Here is a 20,811-nt window from a genome sequence, read left to right as displayed (position 1 = left end):
GGACGGTCCTGATCGATGAGGACCGTCCGCACGCCGGTGGCCTGTCTCAGAACGGCCGTGCCGGCCAGGGCGCGTCGGCCGGGCGGAGGGTGTCGAGCGTCCCGCTCGCCAGCGCGGCGTTCAGCGCCAGCGCGCCGGCGATCAGTGCGCCGTTGTGGAGCTCGCCGGCCAGCGCCGCGCGGACGACCTCGTCGAGCGGGAACCTGCGCACCTGGAGGTCCAGCTCCTCGCCCTCGGCGGCGAACCGCTCGTCCTCGGACTCCCCGAGGTCGCGGGCGAGGTAGACCCGGATGGCCTCGTCGGAGCCGCCCGAGGTGGGGTAGAGGTCGACCAGCACACGCCAGTCGCCGGCCTTGTGGTGGGCCTCCTCGAACAGCTCGCGCTGGGCCGCGTGCAGCGGGTTCTCGCCCGGGACGTCGAGCAGACCGGCCGGCATCTCCCACAGGCGGTGCCGGACGGGGTGCCGGTACTGACGCACGAGCAGGACCCGGCCCTGCTCGTCCAGGGCGAGCACGCCGACCGCGCCGGGGTGCTTCACGTAGTCGCGCGCGGCGGTGCGGCCGTCCGGCATGACGACGTCGTCGGAGACGATGTCCCAGATCCTGCCCTCGAAGGCGGTGCGCTCGGCGCGCACCTCCCACGAGTCCGGCGTGTCCCTCAGCGCGACGACGTCCGCGTCGGCGTCGCTCACGCGCCCGCGCCGTCCTGGACCTTGATCGCGGCGGCGACCAGGCCCGCGAAGAGCGGGTGCGGGCGGGTCGGACGGGACTTCAGCTCCGGGTGGGCCTGGGTGGCCACCAGGTAGGGGTGGGTGTCGCGCGGGTACTCGACGTACTCGACCAGGTCGCCCTTCGGGGACAGGCCGGAGAACTGGATGCCGGTCTTCTCCAGCTCCGCGCGGTAGGAGTTGTTGACCTCGTAGCGGTGGCGGTGGCGCTCCTCGACGTACTGCTCGCCGCCGTAGACCTCGCGGACGATGGAGCCCTCGGCGAGCTTGGCCGGGTACAGGCCCAGGCGCATGGTGCCGCCCAGGTCGCCCTTGCCGTCGACGATCTCCAGCTGCTCGGCCATGGTCGAGATGACCGGGTGCTTGGCGGCCGGGTCGAACTCGGTGGAGTTGGCCTCGGCCAGACCGGCCAGGTTGCGGGCGGCCTCGATGACCACGCACTGCAGGCCCAGGCACAGGCCCAGCAGCGGCACGCCGTTCTCGCGGGCGAAGGTGATCGCGCCGACCTTGCCGTCCACGCCGCGCTCGCCGAAGCCGCCGGGGATGCAGATCGCGTCGACGTCGCCCAACTGGGCACGGGCGCCCTCGGGGGTCTCGCAGTCGACCGAGGTGACCCACTTGATCTCGACCTTGGCGTTGTTGGCGAAACCGCCGTGGCGCAGCGCCTCGGTGACGGACAGGTAGGCGTCCGGCAGGTCGATGTACTTGCCGACCAGCGCGATCTTCACGTGGCGGCTGGGCTCGTGGACGCGGCGCAGCAGGTCGTCCCACTGGGTCCAGTCGACGTCGCGGAAGGGCAGGTCGAGGCGGCGCACCACGTAGGCGTCCAGGCCCTCGCTGTGCAGCACCTTCGGGATGTCGTAGATGGAGGGGGCGTCGATCGCGGCGACCACGGCCTCCTCGTCGACGTCGCACATCAGCGAGATCTTGCGCTTGATCGCGGCCGGGACCTCGCGGTCGGCGCGCAGCACGATCGCGTCGGGCTGGATGCCGATGTTGCGCAGCGCGGCGACGGAGTGCTGGGTCGGCTTGGTCTTCAGCTCGCCGGAGGGGCCGATGTAGGGCAGCAGCGAGACGTGGACGAAGAAGACGTTGTCGCGGCCGACCTCGTGGCGGACCTGGCGGACGGCCTCCAGGAACGGCAGCGACTCGATGTCGCCGACGGTGCCGCCGACCTCGGTGATCACCACGTCCACGTCCTCGGTCGCCATGCGGCGGATCCGGGACTTGATCTCGTTGGTGATGTGCGGGATGACCTGGACGGTGTCGCCCAGGTACTCGCCGCGCCGCTCCTTGGCGATGACGGTCGAGTAGATCTGACCGGTGGTGACGTTGGCGCTGCCGTGCAGGTTGGTGTCGAGGAAGCGCTCGTAGTGGCCGATGTCGAGGTCGGTCTCGGCGCCGTCGTCGGTGACGAAGACCTCGCCGTGCTGGAACGGGTTCATCGTGCCGGGGTCGACGTTGAGGTACGGGTCGAGCTTCTGCATGGTGACCCGCAGACCCCGGGCCTTGAGCAGGGCCCCGAGGCTCGAGGCCGTGAGCCCCTTGCCCAGCGAGGAGGCGACGCCCCCGGTGACGAAGAGGTGCTTGGTCGTCGTGCCGGCCTTACCGGAATGGGGCTGTGCCAAGAGGGGGCTCCCGTGGTCGCGTCAACAACACCCGCACCAACCGCCGAGGGGGTGCCGGGGTGGATCGAAAGGGTCCCTGAGCCGAGCCCTGGTGGGCGGACTCAGTACCAATCCACGGAGTACCAGGGTATCAGTGCGTTCGGCCGCCTGCTCTCGGAGCGCCCCCGAGGCGCGCCGTGGAGGGTCCCGAGAAGGTCGCGAGGATGACGTGAGGACGTCCTGCCAACGTCCTCGGAACGTCTTTTGAACGACCTTTGAACGTCTTGTGGAAGAAACGGATCGGCACGCCGGGTTCCGGGACTGTTCCCGGGCAGCGCATGATCCGAAGTATTCTGCACGGACACCGTCTGCTCGGGAGCCCCGGCGGTCCCAGGGGGCACGGGCCTCCCCAGACCGCCACCGCAGTCCTTCATCGCGAACTGGAGAACCACGTGGCCGCCCGCATCGAGGACTACGCGCTCGTCGGCGACATGCAGACCGCCGCCCTGGTCAGCAGGGACGGCGCCGTCGACTGGCTGTGCCTGCCCCGCTTCGACTCCCCCGCCGTCTTCGCCGGCCTGCTCGGCACGGACGAGCACGGCTTCTGGCGGATCGGCCCGGCCGAGCCCACGCCGGCCCCGGAGGGGGACGCCGCCGGGCAGCAGCAGTCCGCCTGGTCCGACACCGGGTCGCTGGACGCCGGCGCGCTCGACCCGGCCACCTTCCAGGCCGTCTCCTTCGACGACAGCGGCTCCTTCAAGGTCCTGCCGCCGACCGCCGCCGCGCCCGCGCCGCCGTCCGCGCGCCGCCGCTACCGGGGCGACTCGCTGATCCTGGAGCAGGAGTGGGACACCCCCGGCGGCACCGTGCGGGTCGTCGACTTCATGCCGCCGCGTGGCCTGCCCGAGCGCGGCGCGGTCCCGCAGATGGTCCGCATCGTGGAGGGCGTGAGCGGCTCGGTGCGGATGCGTTCGGCGGTGCGCATGCGCTTCTCGTACGGGCGCGTGGTGCCGTGGGTGCACCGGGTCGAGGACGGCGGGCAGACCCGCACGGTGGCCGTGGCCGGACCGGACTCGGTGTGGCTGGACGGCGAGGCCGAGACCTACGGCCGCAACCTGACCACGTACGCGGACTTCACCGTCTCCGCCGGGGAGCGGATCGCCTTCGCGCTGACCTGGCAGCCCTCGCACCTCGGCGCGCCCGACGCCCCGGACCCGGAGGAGGCGCTGGCCTTCACCGAGGAGTTCTGGCGCGACTGGGTGGCCCAGTGCACCTACCACGGCCCCTACCGCGAGGCCGTGGTCCGCTCACTGATCACGCTGAAGGCGCTGACCTACGCGCCGACCGGCGGCATCGTGGCCGCGCCGACGACCTCGCTGCCCGAGGACATCGGCGGGGTCCGCAACTGGGACTACCGCTACACCTGGCTGCGCGACGCGACGATCACGCTCTCCTCGCTGCTGCGCACCGGCTACCGCGACGAGGCGCGGGCCTGGCGCGAGTGGCTGCTGCGAGCGGTGGCCGGCGACCCGGAGAACCTCCAGATCATGTACGGGATCGCGGGCGAGCGGGAGCTGACCGAGACCACGCTCGACTGGCTGCCCGGCTACGAGGGCTCCACGCCGGTCCGCATCGGCAACGGCGCGGCCGACCAGCTCCAGCTCGACGTCTACGGCGAGGTCGTCGAGGCGCTGCACCTGGCCCACATGACCGGGCTGGCCCGCAACGACCACGCCCACATGCTGCAACTGCGCCTGATCTCCTGGCTGGAGCAGCACTGGAACAAGCCGGACGAGGGCATCTGGGAGGTGCGCGGTCCGCGCCGCCACTTCGTGCACTCCAAGGTGATGGCGTGGGTCGCGGTGGACCGCACCATCCGGATGATCGAGCAGACCCCGCACGAGGGCCCGCTGGAGCGCTGGCGCGAGCTGCGCGACACCATCCACGCGGACGTCTGCGAGTACGGCTACGACCCGGAGCGGAACACCTTCACGCAGTCCTACGGCTCGCGGGAGCTGGACGCCTCGCTGCTGCTGATCCCGCAGGTGGGCTTCCTGCCGCCGGACGACAAGCGGGTCATCGGCACGATCGAGGCGGTCCAGCGCGAGCTGCTCACCCCCGACGGCTTCGTGCTGCGCTACGCCACCAAGGGCGAGGAGGAGGGCGGCGACGGCCTTCCCGGCGACGAGGGCGCGTTCCTGGCCTGCTCGTTCTGGCTGGCGGACGACCTGGCCATGATCGGCCGCGTCGGCGAGGCCCGGGAGCTGTTCGACCGGCTGCTGGCGATCCGCAACGACGTGGGGCTGCTCGCCGAGGAGTGGGACCCGCGGCTCCAGCGTCAGGTGGGCAACTTCCCGCAGGCGTTCAGCCACGTCCCGCTGATCGACACCGCGCTGCGGCTGACGGCGGTGGGCGGCCTGCCGGGCATGTAGCGCCATTTTGTAGACTGGCGACACAAAATACCGTCGCCACCCCTTGGAGAGACCGCCATGTCTCAGCCGCCCATATACCTCGACGCCCGCGCACTGCTGCTGGACATGGACGGAACGCTGGTCGACTCCGGCGCGGTCGTGCTGCGCGTCTGGGGCCGGTGGGCCGCCGAGCACGGCCTCGCGATGGAGCGCGTCGAGGAGGTCGTGCACGGCCGCCAGGGCCACGAGAGCATGGCGATCCTGCTGCCCGACCGCCCCGTCGCGGAGAACATCGCCGACAACGCGGCGATGCTGGCCGCCGAGACGGCGGACCTCGACGGCATCGTCCCGATCCCCGGCGCCCCCGCCTTCCTGGCCGCCATCGCGACCGCCCCGCACGCCCTGGTCACCTCCGCGGACGTCGCCCTCGCCACGGCCCGCATGAGCGCGGCGGGCCTGCGCATGCCGGACGTCCGGGTGACGGCCGAAGACGTCAGCGCGAGCAAGCCGGACCCGGAGGGCTTCCTCAAGGGCGCGGCGGAGCTGGGCTTCGAGCCTGCCGACTGCGTCGTCTTCGAGGACTCCGAGGCCGGCGTCGCCGCAGGCCTCGCCGCAGGCATGCGCGTCGTCGGCATCGGCGCGTCGACAGCCGCCTACGGCGCGACGGTGACCGTGGCCACCCTGGACCAGGTGGCGGTGGACCACCGCCCGGACGGCACCCTGACCCTGCACATCACCGGCTGAGGCCCGCCCGGCGACGGCCCGGCCCGGCCCCGGCGGGGTCGCTGCACGGATTTCCCGCCGGGACGGCCCTGGGGACGTCCCTGCGGAGCCTGCCCAGGGCCGCCACGCTGGGATATCCCGCCTGGGCCCGCGTGCGGATCTCCCCCCCGGGACCGCCTGGGGACGTCCCTGCGGAGCCTGCCCAGGGCCGCCACGCTGGGATATCCCGCCTGGGCCCGCGTGCGGATCTCGCGCCCGGGGCCGGCGCAGTTCTCCCATCCGGCCCCCGCGGATTCACGCCTCCGGGGGCCCCGCGCGTGGATCCTCCGCGGGGACCGCCCGGGACTTCCCGGCGGCCTGCCCAGGGCCCACGCCCGGATGTCCTGCCGGGCCGCCGCGCGGGGACATCCCGCCCCCCCCGGGGCCCGCGCGGATCCTCCCGCCCCGGCTCGCCCCGCGTTCGGCCGCGCTGCGAGCCCGCGCCCTTGGTCCTCCGCCTCAGTCTTCCCGCCGACCGGGCTGGTTCAGGTAGGTGAGGACGGCGCGGACGCGGCGGTTGGTGTCGTCGTCGTCCGCGATGCCGAGCTTGCCGAACATCGAGGTCGTGTACTTGCCGATGGCGCTCTCGCTGAGGAAGAGCCGGCGCCCGATGGCCTGGTTCGAGAGCCCTTCCGCCATCAGGGCCAGCACCGCGTGCTCGCGCTCGGTGAGCCGGTCGAGGGCCCGTCCCGGCGCGCCGCCGGACAGCAGCTTCGCGATGACGGCGGGGTCCATCGCGGTGCCGCCGCCCGCGACGCGTTCCAGCGCGCCGACGAACTGGTCGGCGTCGAAGACGCTCTCCTTGAGCAGGTAGCCGACGCCGCCGGAGCCGTCGGCGAGCAGCTCGCGGGCGTACAACTGCTCGACGTGCTGGGACAGGATCAGCACCGGAAGGCCCGGTATCTCCGCGCGGGCGGCCAGCGCCGCCCGCAGGCCCTCGTCGGACTGGCCCGGCGGCATCCGGACGTCGACCACCGAGACGTCGGGACGCCAGGCGCGCAGCGCCGCCAGCGTCTCGGGGCCGGTGGCGGCCGTGGCCACCACCTCGTGCCCGTAGGCCTCGATCAGGCGGACCATGCCCTCGCGCAGCAGGTAGAGGTCCTCGGCTACAAGGATTCGCATGGCACCATCATGATCGCCCGGGTCGGCCCGCCGGACGGGCTGGTGACCTCCAGCGTCCCGTCGAAGACCGCGAGACGGCGGCGCAGGCCGGCCAGACCGCCGTCGGCGCGCGCGCAGGCCCCGCCGCGGCCGTCGTCCTCGACCTCGACGACGAGGCGCATGCCGTCGCGCGTCAGCGAGACCCGTGCCCGGGACGCGCGGGCGTGCTTGACCGCGTTGGTCAGGAGCTCGGCGACGCCGAAGTAGACGGCGGACTCGATCGGCGGGTCCAGGCGCAGCGGACCGTCGGCGCCGACCGTCACCTCCAGGGGCACGTCCAGGGCGAGGGCGCGGACGGCGTCGACCAGTCCGCGCTCGCTCAGCACGGGCGGGCTGATCCCCTGGATCAGGTCGCGCAGCTCGCTCAGCGAGGCGGCCGCGCCGGTGCGGGCCTCGCGCATCAGCGCCTTGGCCCGGTCGGGGTCGGTCTCCATCAGGCGCTCGGCGGTCGCCAGCGAGAGCCCGAGAGAGACCAGCCGCGCCTGCGCGCCGTCGTGCAGGTCGCGTTCGATCCGGCGGATCTCGGCGGCCTGAGCCACCGTCACGTCCGCGCGCTGGGCCGTCAGCTCGTCCACCCGGTCGGCCAGGGCCATCGCCCGGGACGGGCGCAGGAACCGCAGCGCCACCCGCTCGACCGGCCGCCAGGCGTACGGCGCCGAGACGACGGCGACGACCAGGCCGAGCGCGCCGAGCAGGCGGGCGCCCGGCTCCGGACGGCCGAGCCCGAGGACCGCCGCGGCCAGCCCTGCGGGCGGGACGCACGCGACCAGGCCGGCGGTGAACGGGAGGACCAGGACGAACCGCAGATCACGCCAGTTGGCGGGGTCCAGCCAGCGGACCCGCCAGCGCTGGTCCATCAGCGCGTCGCGGCGGGTGTGCTCGTAGGAGAAGCCGTTCCACCAGTAGCCGGTGGACATCAGCGTCACCGGCCCGGCCTGCCGGTAGCCGGCCGGGATCGGTGTGCCGGTCCAGCGGGCGACGAGGCAGCGGACGGCCCGGCAGACCGGGCGGGCCAGGGCAAGCGTGCCGACGCAGACGAGCACGCCCGGCAGCAGCCACGACCACGGGTTGGCCGCGCCCCGTCGGATCCCCAGGGCCACCGCGGCCGCCCACACCGCCGGGACCGGCAGGCTGACCGCCGCCACGACGCACGCCCGCCGGAACCCCCTCCCGGCGCGCCCCGCCCACGAACCCGCTCTCCCCATGACTCCTCTTCCGTCTTCCGCTCCGGTGCCACCACTGTGCCCTGCGCGCGGCCCCGAAAGGGCCTGATCGGCGCGGGAGTGGGGCTGGCCCCACCCCGGAGTGGGTCCAGGCCGATACCGGCGCGCGACGGCGCTCCGTAGCGTCGACGACCATGGAAACCACGACAGAAGAGACCGCCACGCAGGAAGCCTTCCGCGCCGTCCTTCGCTGCCTCAGGCTCTACGCCGGGCTCAGCGCCCTCGGCCTGCTCGCGGTCGTCGCGGCGGCGGTCGCGGGACACGCCCCGAACACGTTCATGTGGGTGCGGGCGGCGCTGCTGCCCGTGGTCGCGGTGCTGCTGCACCGGGCGGCCGTCGCCGCCTCGGGGGGATCACGCCGGTCCTTCGAGCGGATCCGCGGCCTCGCGGCGGTCATGCCGGTCGCGATCGTCGGGGTGGACCTGATCCCCGGCGTCTGCCCGCCCTGGTACACCGTGGTGCAGTGCGCCTGCATGGTGCCCGTCCTGCGGGCCGCCCTGCTGGCGCGCACCCCGGCGCTGTGCGCCGCCTTCCCGAGGGCTCAGCGCTGGAAGCCTCAGCGTTGAAAGGCTCAGGCTTGGAAGGCTCAGCGCTGAGAGCGGTCCTGCGGCGCCTCCTGGACCACCCAGCCGTTCCCGTCCGGGTCGCTGAACGCCAGAAAGCTGTTCCACGGCCCGCCATGCCCCTCCTCGCGCCCGTTCGGGCCGAAGTGGAACACCCCGTCCACCTCGACACCGCGTTCGACCAGCCGGGCACGGGCGGCCTCGATGTCGGTGACGCACAGCTGGAGGCCCTGGTAGGCGCCGGGCGCCGCCCGGGTCACCCCCTCGCCGACGACGACGGAGCAGCCGGAGCCGGGAGGCGTCAGCTGGACGACCCGCATGTGCTCGCTCATGCGGCGGTCCACGTCGACGTGGAAGCCGAGCTGCTCGCTGTAGAAGGCCTTGGCCCGGTCCACGTCGGAGACGGGCACGACGACGACTTCGAGAGTCCAGTCCATGCCGTCCACGGTAGGTCCGGCAGCGCCGACCGGGCGGTCAGCGCTCCGAGGTGAGTTCGTCGTAGACGCTGAGGACCTGCGCCACCGTGTCGGCCTCGGTCGGCCAGGTCTCCGCCTGGAGCGGGCCCGCGGCCGCCAGTTCCGCGCGGCGGACCGGGTCGGCGAGCAGCGCGGAGACCGCCGCCGCCAGGGCCGTCGCGTCACCCGAGGGGACCAGCACGGCCGCGTCGCCGACCAGCTCCGGCAGGCCGCCGACCGCGGTGGCGACGACGGGGACCCCGGCCCGCAGCGCCTCCTGCGCGACCAGCGGGCGGGCCTCCCAGCGGGAGGAGATGACCACGACGTCGGCGGCGGCGAGCAGTTCGGCGACGTCCTCGCGGTAGCCGAGCAGTTTGGCGGGCAGGCGTTCGGCCTTGATCCGGGCCTTCAGCGCCGCCTCCTCCGCGCCGACGCCCGCGATCACGAGGAGCGGATGGTCCTCGCCGCCGCGCCAGCCGGAGGCGGCGTCCAGCAGCAGCTGGAAGTTCTTCTGCGGCGTCAGCCGGCCGATGGCCAGCACGATCGGGCGGTCGCCCGCCTCCTTGCGCGCGGCCTCCTTGGCCGCGCCGCGGCGGCCCTTCTCGGACAGCAGCCCGCGCCGCGTCTGCTCCCGGTCCGCGACGGCTGGCGGCAGCGGCGGGGCGACGACCGGGCCGAGACGGGCGTCGGTCGCGCCCAGGTCCCGGGCCCGCGCGACCAGGTCGGAGGAGGCGCCGAGGACCAGGTCCGCGCCGCGGGCGACCCGGCGCTCCATCATCCGCAGCAGCCGCCGCTCCATGCCGGTGGCCAGATTGGCCGAGTGGGAGGTGACCACCAGCGGGATCTCCTGCGCGCGGGCGGTGCGCAGCGCCAGATCGGACAGCAGCGCCGCCCGCAGGCCGTGGGCGTGGACGAGCGACGCGCGGGCGAAGGCCCGGCGCAGCTCGCCGACCGCGGCGGCGTCGGTGCGCGGACCCGGCGTCGGGGTGATCTCCACGGCGTGGAAGCGCGCCCCGGCGCTGGAGAAGCCGAACAGCTTGTCGGTCTCGGCCGGCCCGCACACGGTGACGTCGACCCCGTGCGCGCTCAGTCCCGCCGCGAGCGAGCGCACGTGCGCGCCGATGCCGCCGGTCGTTCCGGCCACCACGAGCACGGCGCGGAGCTCGTCGGTCGACCCGGCGGGGGTGGTCTGCGCTGCGTTGGCGGTCACGGTCGGCGTCGTCTTCCTTCGTTCGTTACTCGGGAGGCGGTGCGGTCGGAGTCGGTGACCGCGGGCGGTCAGGGGCGACCTGCGCCCTCACGGGCGGCGGCGAGCAACTCCTCGGCGTGGGCGCGGCCCAGCTCGGAGTCCTCCAGCCCGGCCAGCATCCGGGACAGCTCGCGCACCCGCTCCTCGTCCGTCAGCGTCTTGACGCCGGACCGGGTGACGGTGCCGGCGACGGTCTTCTCGACCACCAGGTGCCGGTCGGCGAACGCCGCCACCTGCGGCAGGTGGGTGACGACGACGACCTGCGCCGTGCGGGCGAGCCGGGCCAGGCGGCGGCCGATCTCGACGGCGGCCTTGCCGCCGACGCCTGCGTCGACCTCGTCGAAGAGGTACGTCGGCACCGGGTCGGCGCCGGCGAAGACCACCTCGACGGCCAGCATCACCCGGGACAGCTCACCGCCGGAGGCGCCCTTGCCGATCGGGCGCGGCGCCGCGCCCGGGTGCGGGGCGAGCAGCACCTCGACGTCGTCGAAGCCGTAGGGGCCGAAATCCGCCGATCGGGTGATCCCGAAACTCACCCGTGCGTGGGGCATGGCCAGTTCGGTGAGCTCGCGGGTGACCGCCTCGGCGAAGGTCTCGGCGGCGGCGTGCCGGGCGGCGCTCAGCTGCTCGGCGAGCGCGGACACCGTTTCCGTCAGCGACTGCCGCTCTTCTTCGAGAGCACCGATCCGCTCGTCGTCGCCGTCGAGCTCGGCCAGCCGCCGCCCCGCCCCGTCGTTCCAGGCGAGCACCGCCGCGAGGCCCTCCACGCCCTCGGCCGGGACGCCGTACTTGCGCACCAGGTGCGCCAGCACCGCGCGACGCTCCTCCACGGCCGCCAGCCGCACCGGGTCCGCGTCCAGGTCCTCGGCGTAGCCGGCCAGCTCCTGGGCGATGTCGGCGAGCAGGTAGGAGACCTCACCCACCCGGTCCGCCAGCGCGCCGAGCCGCTCGTCGTGCGAGCGCACCGCCTCCAGGGCCCGCTTGGCCTGCGCGACCAGCATCCCCGCGTCGACCACGTCCGGGTCGGCCGGGTCGCCGGCGAGCGCGCCGTGGGCCACGGTCGCGGCGGAGGACAGCGCGTCGGCGTGGCCGAGCCGCTCCGACTCGGCGGCCAGCTCCTCGTCCTCGCCCGCCAGCGGCTCCGCGGCGGCGACCTCGTCCAGGCCGAAGCGCAGCAGGTCGGCCTCCTGGGCGCGCTCGCGCGCCCGGGTGGTCAGCTCCTCCAGCGTCGCGGACACCTCGCGCAGCTGCCGGTAGGCGCTCTGGTAGGCCAGCAGCGGCTCGGAGACGTCGTCGCCCGCGAAGCGGTCCAGCGCGCCGCGCTGCCGGGCGGGCCGGAGCAGCCGCTGCTGGTCGCTCTGCCCGTGCACAGCGATCAGGTCCTCGCCGAGCGTCTGCAGCAGACTGACCGGCACCGAGCGTCCGCCTACATGGGCCCGTGAGCGCCCCTCGGCCGACACCGTGCGGGTCAGCAGCAGGACGCCCTCGTCGAGTTCGGCCCCCGCCTCCAGCGCCCGCTCCGCGGCGGCCGAGCCGTCGGGCAGCTCCACCCGCCCCTCGACGACGGCCCGCTCGGCGCCGTTGCGCACCAGACCCGCGTCCGCCCGTCCGCCGAGCAGCAGGCCGAGACTGGTCACCACCATGGTCTTGCCCGCCCCGGTCTCACCGGTGACGACGTTGAACCCCGGCGCGAGTTCGACGACGGCGTCGTCGATCACGCCCAGGGCTCGTATCCGCATCTCCTCCAGCACGCACCTGACGATACGAGGTCCGGGGCCCTTCTCGCGACGAGCCACCCGTACGCGCGTGGTTCGAGCGTCAGTACGAACGCTTCCGCCGCCCGACTGTGCTACGCGGCGCTACTCGGCGCTGCCGCGCCAGCCGGTCACCGGCAGCTGGAACTTGGTGACCAGCCGCTTCGAGAACGGCGCCCGGTGCAGCCGGGCCAGCAGGACCGGGTTGTGGCCGCGACGCACCTCGATCCGCGCCCCCGCCGGCAGCTCGTACGTACGGCGACCGTCGCACCACAGCACCCCGTGCGAGGTGCCGGGCTGCACCTGCACCTCCAGCACCGAGTGCGGCGAGGTCACCAGCGGACGGGCGAACAGCGCGTGCGCCGAGATCGGCACCAGCAGCAGCGCCTCGACCTCCGGCCACACCACAGGACCGCCCGCCGAGAACGCGTACGCGGTGGAGCCCGTCGGCGTGGCGCACACCACACCGTCGCAGCCGAAGGAGGAGACCGGGCGCCCGTCCACACCCATGATCAGCTCGAGCATCCGCTCGCGGGCCGCCTTCTCCACGCTGGCCTCGTTCAGCGCCCAGTCCGTGTGGACCACGCGCCCGTCCTCGCGGACCACGACGTCGATCGTCATCCGCTCCTCGACCTCGTAGTCCCGCGCCACCACGCGCTCGACGACCTTGTGCAGGTCGTCCCGCTCGGCCTCGGCCAGGAAGCCGACCCGGCCCAGGTTCACCCCGAGCATCGGCACCCCGAACTCACGCGCCAGCTCGGCGCCGCGCAGCAGCGTCCCGTCCCCGCCCAGCACCAGGATCAGCTCGCAGCCCTCGCCTGCGGCGGGCCCCGGCTGCACCACCTCCACACCCTCCGGGAACCCCATGTCGGGCGCCTCGGTGGCGAGCACGCGGATCCCGATCGAGGCCTTGAGCAGGCCCTCGACGAGGCACTCGACGCTCTTCAAGGCGGCCTCGCGCCCGGTGTGCGCGATCAGGAAGACCGTGCGGTCGAACTGGTCGACAGGCTGGTCGGGCATGGGCCTCCTTCGGCGCCCGCCCGGACGACGTCGGCCGGGCCGCGCGCCTCCCCCTCGTGGGCTACTTGACGCTGCTCTTCGACCCTACCCGCTGCGGTCGGCGCTGCCGCGGTCCTTTTCCGGCCCGGTTCCCTTCTTCTCCACGCCGCCTCGACTCTTCTCCACGCCGCCTCGACGCCGCCTCGACGCCGCACCGACCACGGCTCGACGGCGGCGCGACCGGGGACGAGCGGAGCCCGACCGCGCGTCGACGCTCGGCGGTCAGTGATCGGCGGTCAGCGCTCGCCGGCCAGTGCTCGCCGGTCAGTGCTCGCCGGCCAGGCGGGTTCGGACAGCGGTCGCCCTCGGCTACTGCGGCCCCTCCGCGACGGCGCGCGCCGCGTCGGCCGGGTCCAGCGGAGGCGCGTCGCGCCGGAACCAGAGGAAGTACTCCACGTTCCCGGACGGCCCCGGCAGCGGGCTCGCGGTCACCGCCCGCACGCCCAGCCCCTGCTCGGCGCCCTGTGCCGCGACCTTCTCGATCATCTCCTGCCGCAGCTGCGCGCTGCGCACCACGCCGCCGCTGCCCAGCCGCTCCTTGCCCACCTCGAACTGCGGCTTCACCATCAGCACGAGATCGCCCTCGGACGCCGTCACGGCGGCCAGCGCCGGCAGCACCAGCCCCAACGGGATGAACGACAGGTCGGACACCACGAGATCGACGGGCTCCCCGCCGATCTGTGCGAGCGTCAGCTCGCGCACGTTGGTGCGGTCCATCACCACGACCCGGTCGTCGCTCTGCAGCGACCACGCCAGCTGGCCGTAACCGACGTCGACGGCGAGGACCCGCTCCACGCCCGCCCGCAGCAGCACGTCCGTGAACCCACCGGTCGACGCCCCGGCGTCGAGACAGCGACGCCCCTCGACCGCGAGCCCCAGCGGCACGAACGCGGTCAGCGCGCCCGCCAGCTTGTGCCCGCCCCGGGACACGTAGTCCGGGTCGTTCTCGTCCTTCGCCACGACGACCGCCGCGGACGTCTCCACCTGCGTCGCGGGCTTGGTCGCCACCGTCCCCCCGACCGTCACCCGCCCGGCGGCGATCAGCTCGCTCGCGTGCTCGCGCGACCGCGCGAGGTTCCGGCGGACCAGTTCGGCGTCCAGACGGCGTCGTGCGACTGCCACGTACGGTTCAGCTCCTGCTGCTCGGTGCTCGCGCTCAACGAGCCACATTCAACGGCGTGGGCGCCCCGCCCGGCCGTTCGTCCAACCCCGCGAGGGTATCCCGGAGCAGGTCGTGCACCTCCCCGTACACCCCGGCCCGCGCCTCGGCCGGCACCTCGGCGATCGTCTCCAACCGCGCCAACGCGCCGTCCACGGCGGGGTTCCCGGTCTCCACGACGGAGGGAGACGACGTGGGGGCCTGCACCGTGGCAGCCGCTGCGGGCTCGTGGCCGCGACCCTCGGCATGCCCAGCCAGGGGGCGCGGCAACGCACCGGCACCAGCACCGGCCGAACCGACCGGTCCCGGCCGCGGCGCGGCCGCGGGACCCGGCAGCGGCGCCGAAGGCACGGGCACGGCCTCCTGGCCGTCCCCGGCGCGGTCCGCCCCGGGCGGGGCGGCGAGGGGGCGCCGGATCGGGGCGCCCGGGGTGTCACTCATCGGCGGTGCCCGGTTCGGTCGCGGACTTCTTGGCAGCGGCCTTCTTGGCCGTGGCGGTCTTCTTCACGGCACTGGTCTTCTTCACGGCACTGGTCTTCTTGACGGCGGCCTTCTTCGTCGGGGCCTTCTTCGCCGCGGTCTTCTTCGCCGCGGTCTTCTTCGTCACCGTCGACTGCTTCTTGGCCGGAGCCGCCGGGGGCAGCTTCGCCGAAGGCGTGGCCGGCATCGTCGGCTCCGCCGTCGCCTCAGCGGCGGCGGACGGCGCGGACGCGGGCTTGCGCGGCATCGACTGCTTCGCGGGCGCCGTCTTCTTCGCCGCGGTCTTCCTGCCGGCCGCCTTCTTCGCCGGGGTCGGGGCCGCCGTCGGGCTCGGGGCTGGGGCCGCCGACGCCGCAGGCGTCTTCGCCGTGTTGCCGCGGTCGCGCATCGCGGGGACCGCGGCCGCGCGTCGGGCTGCGGCGGCCGCCGCCGCGTCGGCGTCCTCCGCGTCGACGGGGACGCGGACCGGACGGGGGCGGGACTCCGGGCGCGGGCGGGACTCCGTACGGGGGAACGCCTGCTCCGCGCGGGAGGGACCCGCGGCGGACTCCCCCGCGGACGGCGAAGCGGACGGCGCGCTGGACGGCGAAGCCGCCGGCACCGTGCCCTGCACCTGGCGCAGCTGGCGTTCGAGGTACTCCAGGACGACGCCCGCCTGGACGACGCCGTCGCCGAGCCGGTGCCAGGCCTTCTCGCCCTCCGCACGCGCCCGTTCGACCACGCCGTCGGCCAGCTCGCGGACCGGCGTCGGCAGCCGCTTGTGCACCTCCTCCGCCACGCCCGTCGCGATCCCGCTGGCGATCCTCACGTAGTCACGGACCATCTCGCGCATCCCCGCCTCGTCCACACGTCCCTCCACAGCTCGCCGTCGCTCCGACGCTACCGCCTCCGCCGTCGTCGTGAGGCCCCGGCGCTGCGGTACGGTCGGTCGAAGCCCCGACCCCGGCAGAGGAGTCCACCCCCGCGATGGCCACCCCGCTCGAATGCCGTGAGGCACTGACCACCTTCAGCGAGAACCTCGGCAAGGCCAGCGGGAACGCCCGGGCCGCGGCGCAGCTCGACCGTTCGCTGAGCTGCTGGATCAGCGATCTGGACCTGACCTTCACCGGGCAGCTGCGCGCCGGGCACATCCAGGGTCTGGCGGAGGCCCCGGGCAGGCCGGCGACGAAGGCGCAGATCCGGCTCGCGCTCAGCGGCGACGACCTGCTCGCGCTCGTCGACGGCCGGCTGAACTTCGCGAAGGCCTGGGGCTCCGGTCGGGTGAAGTTGGAGGCGAGCATCCTCGACCTGCTGAAGCTGCGCAGCCTCCTGTAGCTCCTCACCCGGCGGACGGCCGCACGCGGATCGTGCGGGTCACAGCCCCAGCTCGGCCAGCGCCTTGTGCCACTCCGGCACGGGGCGGCCGGCGTCCGCCGCGCTCCAGGTGGCCGCGCACAGGGCGCGCAGGCCCGCGTAGGGGTCGGCGCCGCGCCCACCGGCGAAGCCGAGCCGCCCGTCCTCGCGGGCGGCGACCGTCCAGCCGCCGCACCGGAACGCGCCCTCGCCCAGCTCCTCGACGGCCGGCGGGACGGCCAGCAGGCCGCGCAGATCCGCGGCGAGGTAGGTGGGCCGGTACTTCGGCTCGGCCTCGGGCAACTGCTCGGGACGGGTCACCCCGGTGAAGACCAGCAGGCTGTCCACGCCGCCGTTGAACGCACCCTCGATGTCGGTGTCCAGCCGGTCTCCGACGACGAGCGGGCGCTTCGCGCCGGTGCGGATCACGGTCTCGCGGTGCATCGGCGGCAGCGGCTTCCCGGCGACCTCCGGCTCGACGCCCGTCGCCGTCCGGACGGCCGCGACCAGCGTGCCGTTGCCGGGTGCGGTGCCGCGCGCCGTCGGGATGGTCAGGTCGGTGTTGGACGCGATCCACGGCAGCCCGCGCTGGACCGCGTAGGAGGCCTCTGCCAGCTGCGGCCAGCCGATCGTCGGGTCGTAGCCCTGGACCACCGCCGCGGGGTTCTCGTCCAGCGAGGCCACCGGCACCAGCCCGCGCTCGCGCACCGCCTCGCGCAGCCCCTCCCCGCCGACCACCAGCACCGCCGAACCCGCTGGGATCCTCTCGGCGACGATCCGCGCCGCCGCCTGCGCGGACGTGATCACGTCGCCGGGGGCGGCCGCGACACCCAGCTCGGTCAGGTGCGCCGCGACCGCCTGCGGGGTGCGGGAGGCGTTGTTGGTCACGTAGGCGAGGTGCATGCCGGCCGCGCGGGCGGCGTCGAGCGCCTCGACCGCGTGCGGGATCGCGGCCGGGCCCGCGTAGACCACCCCGTCCAGGTCCAGGAGCGCGGTGTCGTAGGCGAGGTGGAGAGGCTGTGCCTGCTCGGTCCGCGGGGACTGCGGGGACTGCTCGGACTGCTCAGCGGCCATCGGACGGATCTCCTTGCGAGTCGGCGTGCGGGTCGGCGGGCACGTCGTCGTGGCGCAGCCGGTCACCTCCGACCGTACCGAAACCGCCGGCGCGGGCCTTCAGGGTGGCCCGGGTCTGACGCAGCGCATCCCGGTACGGCTTCGACGACGGACGCATCGCCACCGCCAGGGCCAGATGCTCCGCCGAGGACTCGAAGTCGCCGAGGCGCGCCGCCGCCAGACCCCAACCGAACTGCGCGTAGTCGTCGGACGGATCCGCCAGCGCGACCGCCCGGAAGTTCTCCAGCGCCGCGGCGTAGGCGCGCGTCTCGAACTGCGCCCGCGCCAACGCCTCACGGATCGCCCGCGAGTGCGGCTCCTCCTCGACGGCATGGCTCAGCAGCTGCACCGCCGCACCCGCGTTGCCCTGCGCCAGCATCGCGATCCCGCGCCGGAACCAGTCGTACACCCCGCCGCCCGGTCTCCCCTGCTCAGTCATCCGGCCAAGACCTCCCGTGCCGTTCCCCTCGGTCGCCTTCGTGATGTCCGCGCTGCGAACTTTCGGCGATCCACCACCGCATCCATGCGATTAACGATCAACAACCACACCCGTCGGATTAACATGCCCAGAATGAGACGAGTCAGTGCTGACGACGCCAGTGAGACGCGCTACGGCGACGCCGGGAAGGTGGCCGCACTCGGCCTTTCCCTGTCGCCCTTCCGCGGGCTGCGCTACGACCCCGACCGGGTCAGCTCTCTCGGCGCCGTCACGTCGCCCCCGTACGACGTCGTCGACCCCGACGGCCGTACCCGGCTGGAGGACAGCGACCCGCACAACGTCGTCCGTCTGATCCTCCCCCGCCCCGAACCCACCGCCGAGGACGGCTACCGGCACGCCGCGGCCCTCCTGGAGACCTGGCAGCGCCAGGGCGTGCTGCGACCCGACCCCGAACCCGCCCTCTACGTCTACGAACAGCGCACGTCCGAGGCCGACGGCGGCCTGCTCCAACGCGGCCTGATCGGCGCCCTGGCCGTCAGCGACGCGCGGGTCGGCGTGGTGCTGCCGCACGAGGACGTGATGCCGCGTCCCGTCGCCGACCGGGTCGGCCTGATGCGCACCACCAAGGCCAACCTGGAACCGCTGCTGCTGACCTACCGGGGCGACGGCCGCGCCGCCGCGGTCGTCGAGCGCGCCGCGCGGCGCGACCCGCTGCTGGAGACCACCACCAGCGACGGCACCCGGCACCGCCTGTGGGCCGTGTCCGACCGGCAGGACCTCGCGGACGTCTCCGCCGACCTCGCCACGTGCCGTGCGCTGATCGCCGACGGCCACCACCGGTGGGCGATGTACCTGCGCCTTCAGCACGAACATCGCCACCTGGCGCAGAGCCCCTGGGACCGGGGCATGGTGCTGCTGGTCGACACCGCCGAGTACCCACTGCGGGTCCGCGCCATCCACCGCGTCCTGCAACGGCTCCCCCTGCGCGACGCGCTCGCGCGCCTGCGCGCGGTCGGCGGCGACTGGCACGTGACCGACCTCGGCGACGAGGCCGAGCCCGCCCTCAAGACCCTGGCCGCCGCGAAGTCCGACGGCGACCCGGACGGCCCCGACAACGCCTTCCTGCTCGCCGGGGAGAGCGGGTTCCACCTGCTGACCGGCCCCGACGAGGCGGCCCTGGCCGCCGCCGTCCCCGCCGACCTGCCGGAGGAGTACCGGCGCCTCGACGCCACCGTGCTGCACAGCCTGCTGCTGGAGCGGATCTGGCAGGTCCCGGACGACCCCGAGCACATCGGCTACCTGCACGACACCGGCGCGGCCATCCGTGAGGCCGTGCGCTCCGGCGGCACCGCCGTCCTGCTCAACCCGGTCGAGGAGGGCGTCGTGCGACGCCTCGCGGAACAGGGCGTCACGATGCCGCGCAAGTCCACCTCCTTCGGCCCCAAGCCGGCCACCGGCCTGGTCCTGCGCAACCTGCGCCTCGGCTGACGAAACGACAGAGGGCCTGTCCCGGTGCGGAATACCCACCGGGACAGACCCTCTGTCGTTGTGCCGTGCCGTCGTTGTGCCGTGGCGTCGTTCTACCGGGTCAGGTGACGGGCTCAGCGACGGTCGTCGGAGCGGCTGAAGCCCTCCTCCTCGTCCTCTTCGTCGTCGTCCTCGTAGTAGTCCTCGCCGTCGCCGCCGTCGAAGAGACCGCCGCCCTCGGCGCTGACCTCGTCGATGTCGAGGGCGTTGCCGATCTCCGCGTCGTCCTCGTCCTCGTCGTCGTCCTCGGCGTCCGCCGCGGCCTCCGCCTCGTCCTCCGCGGCCTCGGCCTCGGCGACGTCGACGGGAAGGTCACCCGAGAGGTCGGCGTCGTCGTCCTCGTCGTCCTCGTCGAGGGCGTCGACGAACTCGATGCCGTCCAGCTTGGCGAGACGCTCCGCAGCGTCCGTCATGCCGTTCTGGTCCGCCTCGGCGGCCTTGGCGAACCACTCGCGCGCGTCGGCCTCACGGTCGACGGCGAGCAGCGCGTCCGCGTAGGCGTAGCGCAGGCGGGCGGTCCACGGCTGCACCGCGTGCGACGCCAGCTCCGGCGACTCCAGGGTCACCACAGCGGCCTCGAGCTGCCCCATGTCCTTGCGGGCCCCGGCGGCGACCAGACGCATCTCCACCTGGCCGGCCTTGTCCAGCTGCTTGACCTCCGGCGCGCCGGCCATCTCCAGCGCCCGCTCCGGACGGCCCAGGCCGCGCTCGCAGTCGGCCATGACCGGCCACAGGTCAGCGGACCCGGTCATCCGCCGCGCGGCACGGAACTCGGTCAGCGCCTCGGAGTAGCGCTCGGTCGCGTAGGAGGCGAAGCCCGCCGCCTCACGGACGGCGGCGACGCGGGACGCGAGCCGCAGCGCGACGCGGGAGTAGGCGTAGGCCTGCTCCGGGTCCGAATCGATCAGACGCGCCACCATGACGAGGTGCTTCGCGACGTCGTCGGCGAGCGTCTTCGGGAGCGTCATCAGCTCCTGGCGCACGTCGGCGTCGATCTCCTGCCCCGTGACGTCCTCGTCGACCGGCAGCCGACGCGTCGGCGCGCTGCGCTCGCCCCGGTCGCGGTCGCCGTACGACGGCCGGTCGTCACGACGCGGCCCACGGCTACCCCGGTCGTCCCGGCGGAACCCACCCCGGTCCCCGCCACGGTCTCCGCCACGGTCGCGGTCGCCGTAGGAAGGGCGGTCGTCACGGCGGAAGCCACCACGGTCGCCACCCCGGTCACGGTCACCGTAGGAGGGGCGGTCATCGCGACGCGGACCACGGTCCCCGTACGACGGACGGTCGTCACGACGCGGACCACGGTCCCCGTACGACGGGCGGTCATCGCGACGCGGACCACGGTCGCTGTAGGACGAGGGGCGGTCATCCCGACGCGGGCCACGGTCACCGTACGACGGACGGTCGTCACGGCGGAAACCACCACGGTCGCCACCCCGGTCACGGTCACCGAAGGACGGACGGTCATCGCGGCGCGGGCCGCGGTCACCGTACGACGGACGGTCGTCACGGCGCGGACCACGGTCGCTGTAGGACGAGGGGCGGTCATCGCGACGCGGGCCACGGTCACCGTATGACGGACGGTCATCGCGACGCGGACCGCGGTCACCGTACGACGGACGGTCGTCACGGCGGGGGCCGCGGTCGCTGTAGGACGACGGGCGGTCGTCACGGCGCGGGCCACGGTCCCCGCCACGGTCACGGTCGCCGTAGGAGGGGCGGTCGTCACGACGCGGACCACGGTCGCTGTAGGACGAGGGGCGGTCATCGCGACGCGGACCACGGTCACC

General features: G+C 74.0%; 19 protein-coding genes and 2 pseudogenes. 7 read left to right on the top strand and 14 right to left on the bottom strand.

Annotated features, from left to right (window positions below; genetic code table 11):
- Positions 1-46: 46 nt before the first annotated feature.
- Positions 47-691 (bottom strand): NUDIX domain-containing protein, encoded by a 645-nt coding sequence (locus TR50_RS31150; protein ID WP_042429872.1) that lies wholly within the window; start codon positions 689-691, stop codon positions 47-49.
- A complete protein-coding gene (pyrG, locus tag TR50_RS31145; protein WP_084701279.1) occupies positions 688-2,355 on the bottom strand; it encodes a CTP synthase in 1,668 nt (555 codons plus the stop codon). The genes TR50_RS31150 and pyrG overlap by 4 nt, the downstream gene beginning before the upstream one ends.
- 431 nt (positions 2,356-2,786) lie before the next feature.
- Here pyrG and TR50_RS50200 point away from each other — a divergent pair.
- The 3 genes and pseudogenes from TR50_RS50200 to TR50_RS31135 all read left to right on the top strand — a co-directional run.
- Positions 2,787-2,960, top strand: a pseudogene (locus TR50_RS50200) (trehalase-like domain-containing protein); the annotation flags it as partial.
- A gap of 165 nt (positions 2,961-3,125) precedes the next feature.
- A pseudogene (locus TR50_RS31140) lies at positions 3,126-4,766 on the top strand (glycoside hydrolase family 15 protein); the annotation flags it as partial.
- A 57-nt stretch (positions 4,767-4,823) separates the two neighbouring features.
- Positions 4,824-5,489 (top strand): HAD-IA family hydrolase, encoded by a 666-nt coding sequence (locus TR50_RS31135; protein WP_042429866.1) that lies wholly within the window; start codon positions 4,824-4,826, stop codon positions 5,487-5,489.
- 477 nt (positions 5,490-5,966) lie between these two features.
- Here the strand turns inward: TR50_RS31135 and TR50_RS31130 are convergent, their stop codons facing one another.
- Together TR50_RS31130 and TR50_RS31125 are read right to left on the bottom strand one after the other, a co-directional pair.
- The gene (locus TR50_RS31130) at positions 5,967-6,629 is read right to left on the bottom strand and encodes a response regulator transcription factor (RefSeq protein WP_042429864.1); all 663 of its coding nucleotides are present in this window, start codon (positions 6,627-6,629) and stop codon (positions 5,967-5,969) included.
- Positions 6,614-7,873 (bottom strand): sensor histidine kinase, encoded by a 1,260-nt coding sequence (locus tag TR50_RS31125; protein ID WP_042429861.1) that lies wholly within the window; start codon positions 7,871-7,873, stop codon positions 6,614-6,616. The genes TR50_RS31130 and TR50_RS31125 overlap by 16 nt, the downstream gene beginning before the upstream one ends.
- 152 nt (positions 7,874-8,025) lie before the next feature.
- On the opposite strand from TR50_RS31125, the gene TR50_RS31120 reads away from it, so the two are divergent.
- Complete coding sequence (locus TR50_RS31120) at positions 8,026-8,457, top strand: hypothetical protein (protein WP_042429857.1); 432 nt, start codon at positions 8,026-8,028, stop codon at positions 8,455-8,457.
- 20 nt (positions 8,458-8,477) lie between these two features.
- Here TR50_RS31120 and TR50_RS31115 read toward each other — a convergent pair whose 3' ends face one another.
- The 7 genes from TR50_RS31115 to TR50_RS47530 all read right to left on the bottom strand — a co-directional run bounded on the left by TR50_RS31115 (position 8,478) and on the right by TR50_RS47530 (position 15,457).
- Positions 8,478-8,891 (bottom strand): VOC family protein, encoded by a 414-nt coding sequence (locus TR50_RS31115; RefSeq protein ID WP_042429945.1) that lies wholly within the window; start codon positions 8,889-8,891, stop codon positions 8,478-8,480.
- Positions 8,892-8,928: 37 nt separating this feature from the next.
- Positions 8,929-10,119, bottom strand: coding sequence for a glycosyltransferase family 4 protein (locus TR50_RS31110; protein ID WP_042429853.1), 1,191 nt, complete (start codon positions 10,117-10,119; stop codon positions 8,929-8,931).
- Between the two features lie 68 nt (positions 10,120-10,187).
- Entirely contained in the window at positions 10,188-11,921 is a 1,734-nt protein-coding gene (recN, locus tag TR50_RS31105; protein WP_042429943.1) for a DNA repair protein RecN, read from the bottom strand.
- A 96-nt stretch (positions 11,922-12,017) separates the two neighbouring features.
- The gene (locus TR50_RS31100) at positions 12,018-12,932 is read right to left on the bottom strand and encodes an NAD kinase (protein ID WP_042429850.1); all 915 of its coding nucleotides are present in this window, start codon (positions 12,930-12,932) and stop codon (positions 12,018-12,020) included.
- Between the two features lie 348 nt (positions 12,933-13,280).
- Entirely contained in the window at positions 13,281-14,141 is an 861-nt protein-coding gene (locus tag TR50_RS31095; protein WP_042429848.1) for a TlyA family RNA methyltransferase, read from the bottom strand.
- Positions 14,128-14,307: a hypothetical protein gene (locus tag TR50_RS47185; protein ID WP_160311214.1), complete on the bottom strand. Its 180-nt coding sequence runs from the start codon at positions 14,305-14,307 to the stop codon at positions 14,128-14,130. Before TR50_RS47185 ends, TR50_RS31095 begins: the two co-directional genes overlap by 14 nt.
- Positions 14,308-14,563: 256 nt before the next feature.
- On the bottom strand, positions 14,564-15,457 hold the full coding sequence (locus TR50_RS47530) for a hypothetical protein (RefSeq protein WP_052441565.1): 894 nt from the start codon (positions 15,455-15,457) through the stop codon (positions 14,564-14,566).
- Positions 15,458-15,576: 119 nt separating this feature from the next.
- On the opposite strand from TR50_RS47530, the gene TR50_RS31080 reads away from it, so the two are divergent.
- Positions 15,577-15,924 (top strand): SCP2 sterol-binding domain-containing protein, encoded by a 348-nt coding sequence (locus TR50_RS31080; protein ID WP_042429842.1) that lies wholly within the window; start codon positions 15,577-15,579, stop codon positions 15,922-15,924.
- Between the two features lie 39 nt (positions 15,925-15,963).
- Here TR50_RS31080 and TR50_RS31075 read toward each other — a convergent pair whose 3' ends face one another.
- Together TR50_RS31075 and TR50_RS31070 are read right to left on the bottom strand one after the other, a co-directional pair.
- The gene (locus TR50_RS31075) at positions 15,964-17,016 is read right to left on the bottom strand and encodes an HAD-IIA family hydrolase (RefSeq protein WP_042429839.1); all 1,053 of its coding nucleotides are present in this window, start codon (positions 17,014-17,016) and stop codon (positions 15,964-15,966) included.
- Positions 17,006-17,494, bottom strand: coding sequence for a tetratricopeptide repeat protein (locus tag TR50_RS31070; RefSeq protein WP_084701275.1), 489 nt, complete (start codon positions 17,492-17,494; stop codon positions 17,006-17,008). The genes TR50_RS31075 and TR50_RS31070 overlap by 11 nt, the downstream gene beginning before the upstream one ends.
- A 132-nt stretch (positions 17,495-17,626) precedes the next feature.
- Between TR50_RS31070 and TR50_RS31065 the strand changes: the two genes are divergently transcribed.
- Complete coding sequence (locus TR50_RS31065; protein WP_152648735.1) at positions 17,627-18,982, top strand: DUF1015 family protein; 1,356 nt, start codon at positions 17,627-17,629, stop codon at positions 18,980-18,982.
- Between the two features lie 113 nt (positions 18,983-19,095).
- On the opposite strand, the gene TR50_RS31060 is transcribed toward TR50_RS31065, so the two are convergent.
- Entirely contained in the window at positions 19,096-20,004 is a 909-nt protein-coding gene (locus tag TR50_RS31060) for a hypothetical protein (protein WP_201776900.1), read from the bottom strand.
- Between TR50_RS31060 and TR50_RS49870 the strand changes: the two genes are divergently transcribed.
- Positions 19,948-20,598, top strand: a complete 651-nt coding sequence (locus TR50_RS49870; protein WP_042429835.1) for a hypothetical protein — start codon at positions 19,948-19,950, stop codon at positions 20,596-20,598. The two genes, TR50_RS31060 and TR50_RS49870, sit on opposite strands and share 57 nt — an antisense overlap.
- Positions 20,599-20,811: the final 213 nt, after the last annotated feature.

This window comes from Streptacidiphilus anmyonensis (genome assembly GCF_000787855.1).
GTDB lineage: Bacteria > Actinomycetota > Actinomycetes > Streptomycetales > Streptomycetaceae > Streptacidiphilus > Streptacidiphilus anmyonensis.
Note: the sequence above shows the minus strand (reverse complement) of the source record. Positions and strands in the feature narration are given on the sequence as shown.

Bases quoted from the DNA above. Each gene is read 5' to 3' on its own strand.
- TR50_RS31065 (WP_152648735.1), top strand. From the start codon at position 17,627: ATGAGACGAGTCAGTGCTGACGACGCCAGTGAGACGCGCTACGGCGAC.
- TR50_RS31125 (WP_042429861.1), bottom strand. From the start codon at position 7,873: ATGGGGAGAGCGGGTTCGTGGGCGGGGCGCGCCGGGAGGGGGTTCCGG.
- TR50_RS31070 (WP_084701275.1), bottom strand. From the start codon at position 17,494: ATGACTGAGCAGGGGAGACCGGGCGGCGGGGTGTACGACTGGTTCCGG.
- TR50_RS31120 (WP_042429857.1), top strand. From the start codon at position 8,026: ATGGAAACCACGACAGAAGAGACCGCCACGCAGGAAGCCTTCCGCGCC.
- TR50_RS31135 (WP_042429866.1), top strand. From the start codon at position 4,824: ATGTCTCAGCCGCCCATATACCTCGACGCCCGCGCACTGCTGCTGGAC.
- TR50_RS31075 (WP_042429839.1), bottom strand. From the start codon at position 17,016: ATGGCCGCTGAGCAGTCCGAGCAGTCCCCGCAGTCCCCGCGGACCGAG.
- TR50_RS31115 (WP_042429945.1), bottom strand. From the start codon at position 8,891: ATGGACTGGACTCTCGAAGTCGTCGTCGTGCCCGTCTCCGACGTGGAC.
- TR50_RS31100 (WP_042429850.1), bottom strand. From the start codon at position 12,932: ATGCCCGACCAGCCTGTCGACCAGTTCGACCGCACGGTCTTCCTGATC.
- TR50_RS31095 (WP_042429848.1), bottom strand. From the start codon at position 14,141: ATGTGGCTCGTTGAGCGCGAGCACCGAGCAGCAGGAGCTGAACCGTAC.
- TR50_RS31080 (WP_042429842.1), top strand. From the start codon at position 15,577: ATGGCCACCCCGCTCGAATGCCGTGAGGCACTGACCACCTTCAGCGAG.
- TR50_RS31130 (WP_042429864.1), bottom strand. From the start codon at position 6,629: ATGCGAATCCTTGTAGCCGAGGACCTCTACCTGCTGCGCGAGGGCATG.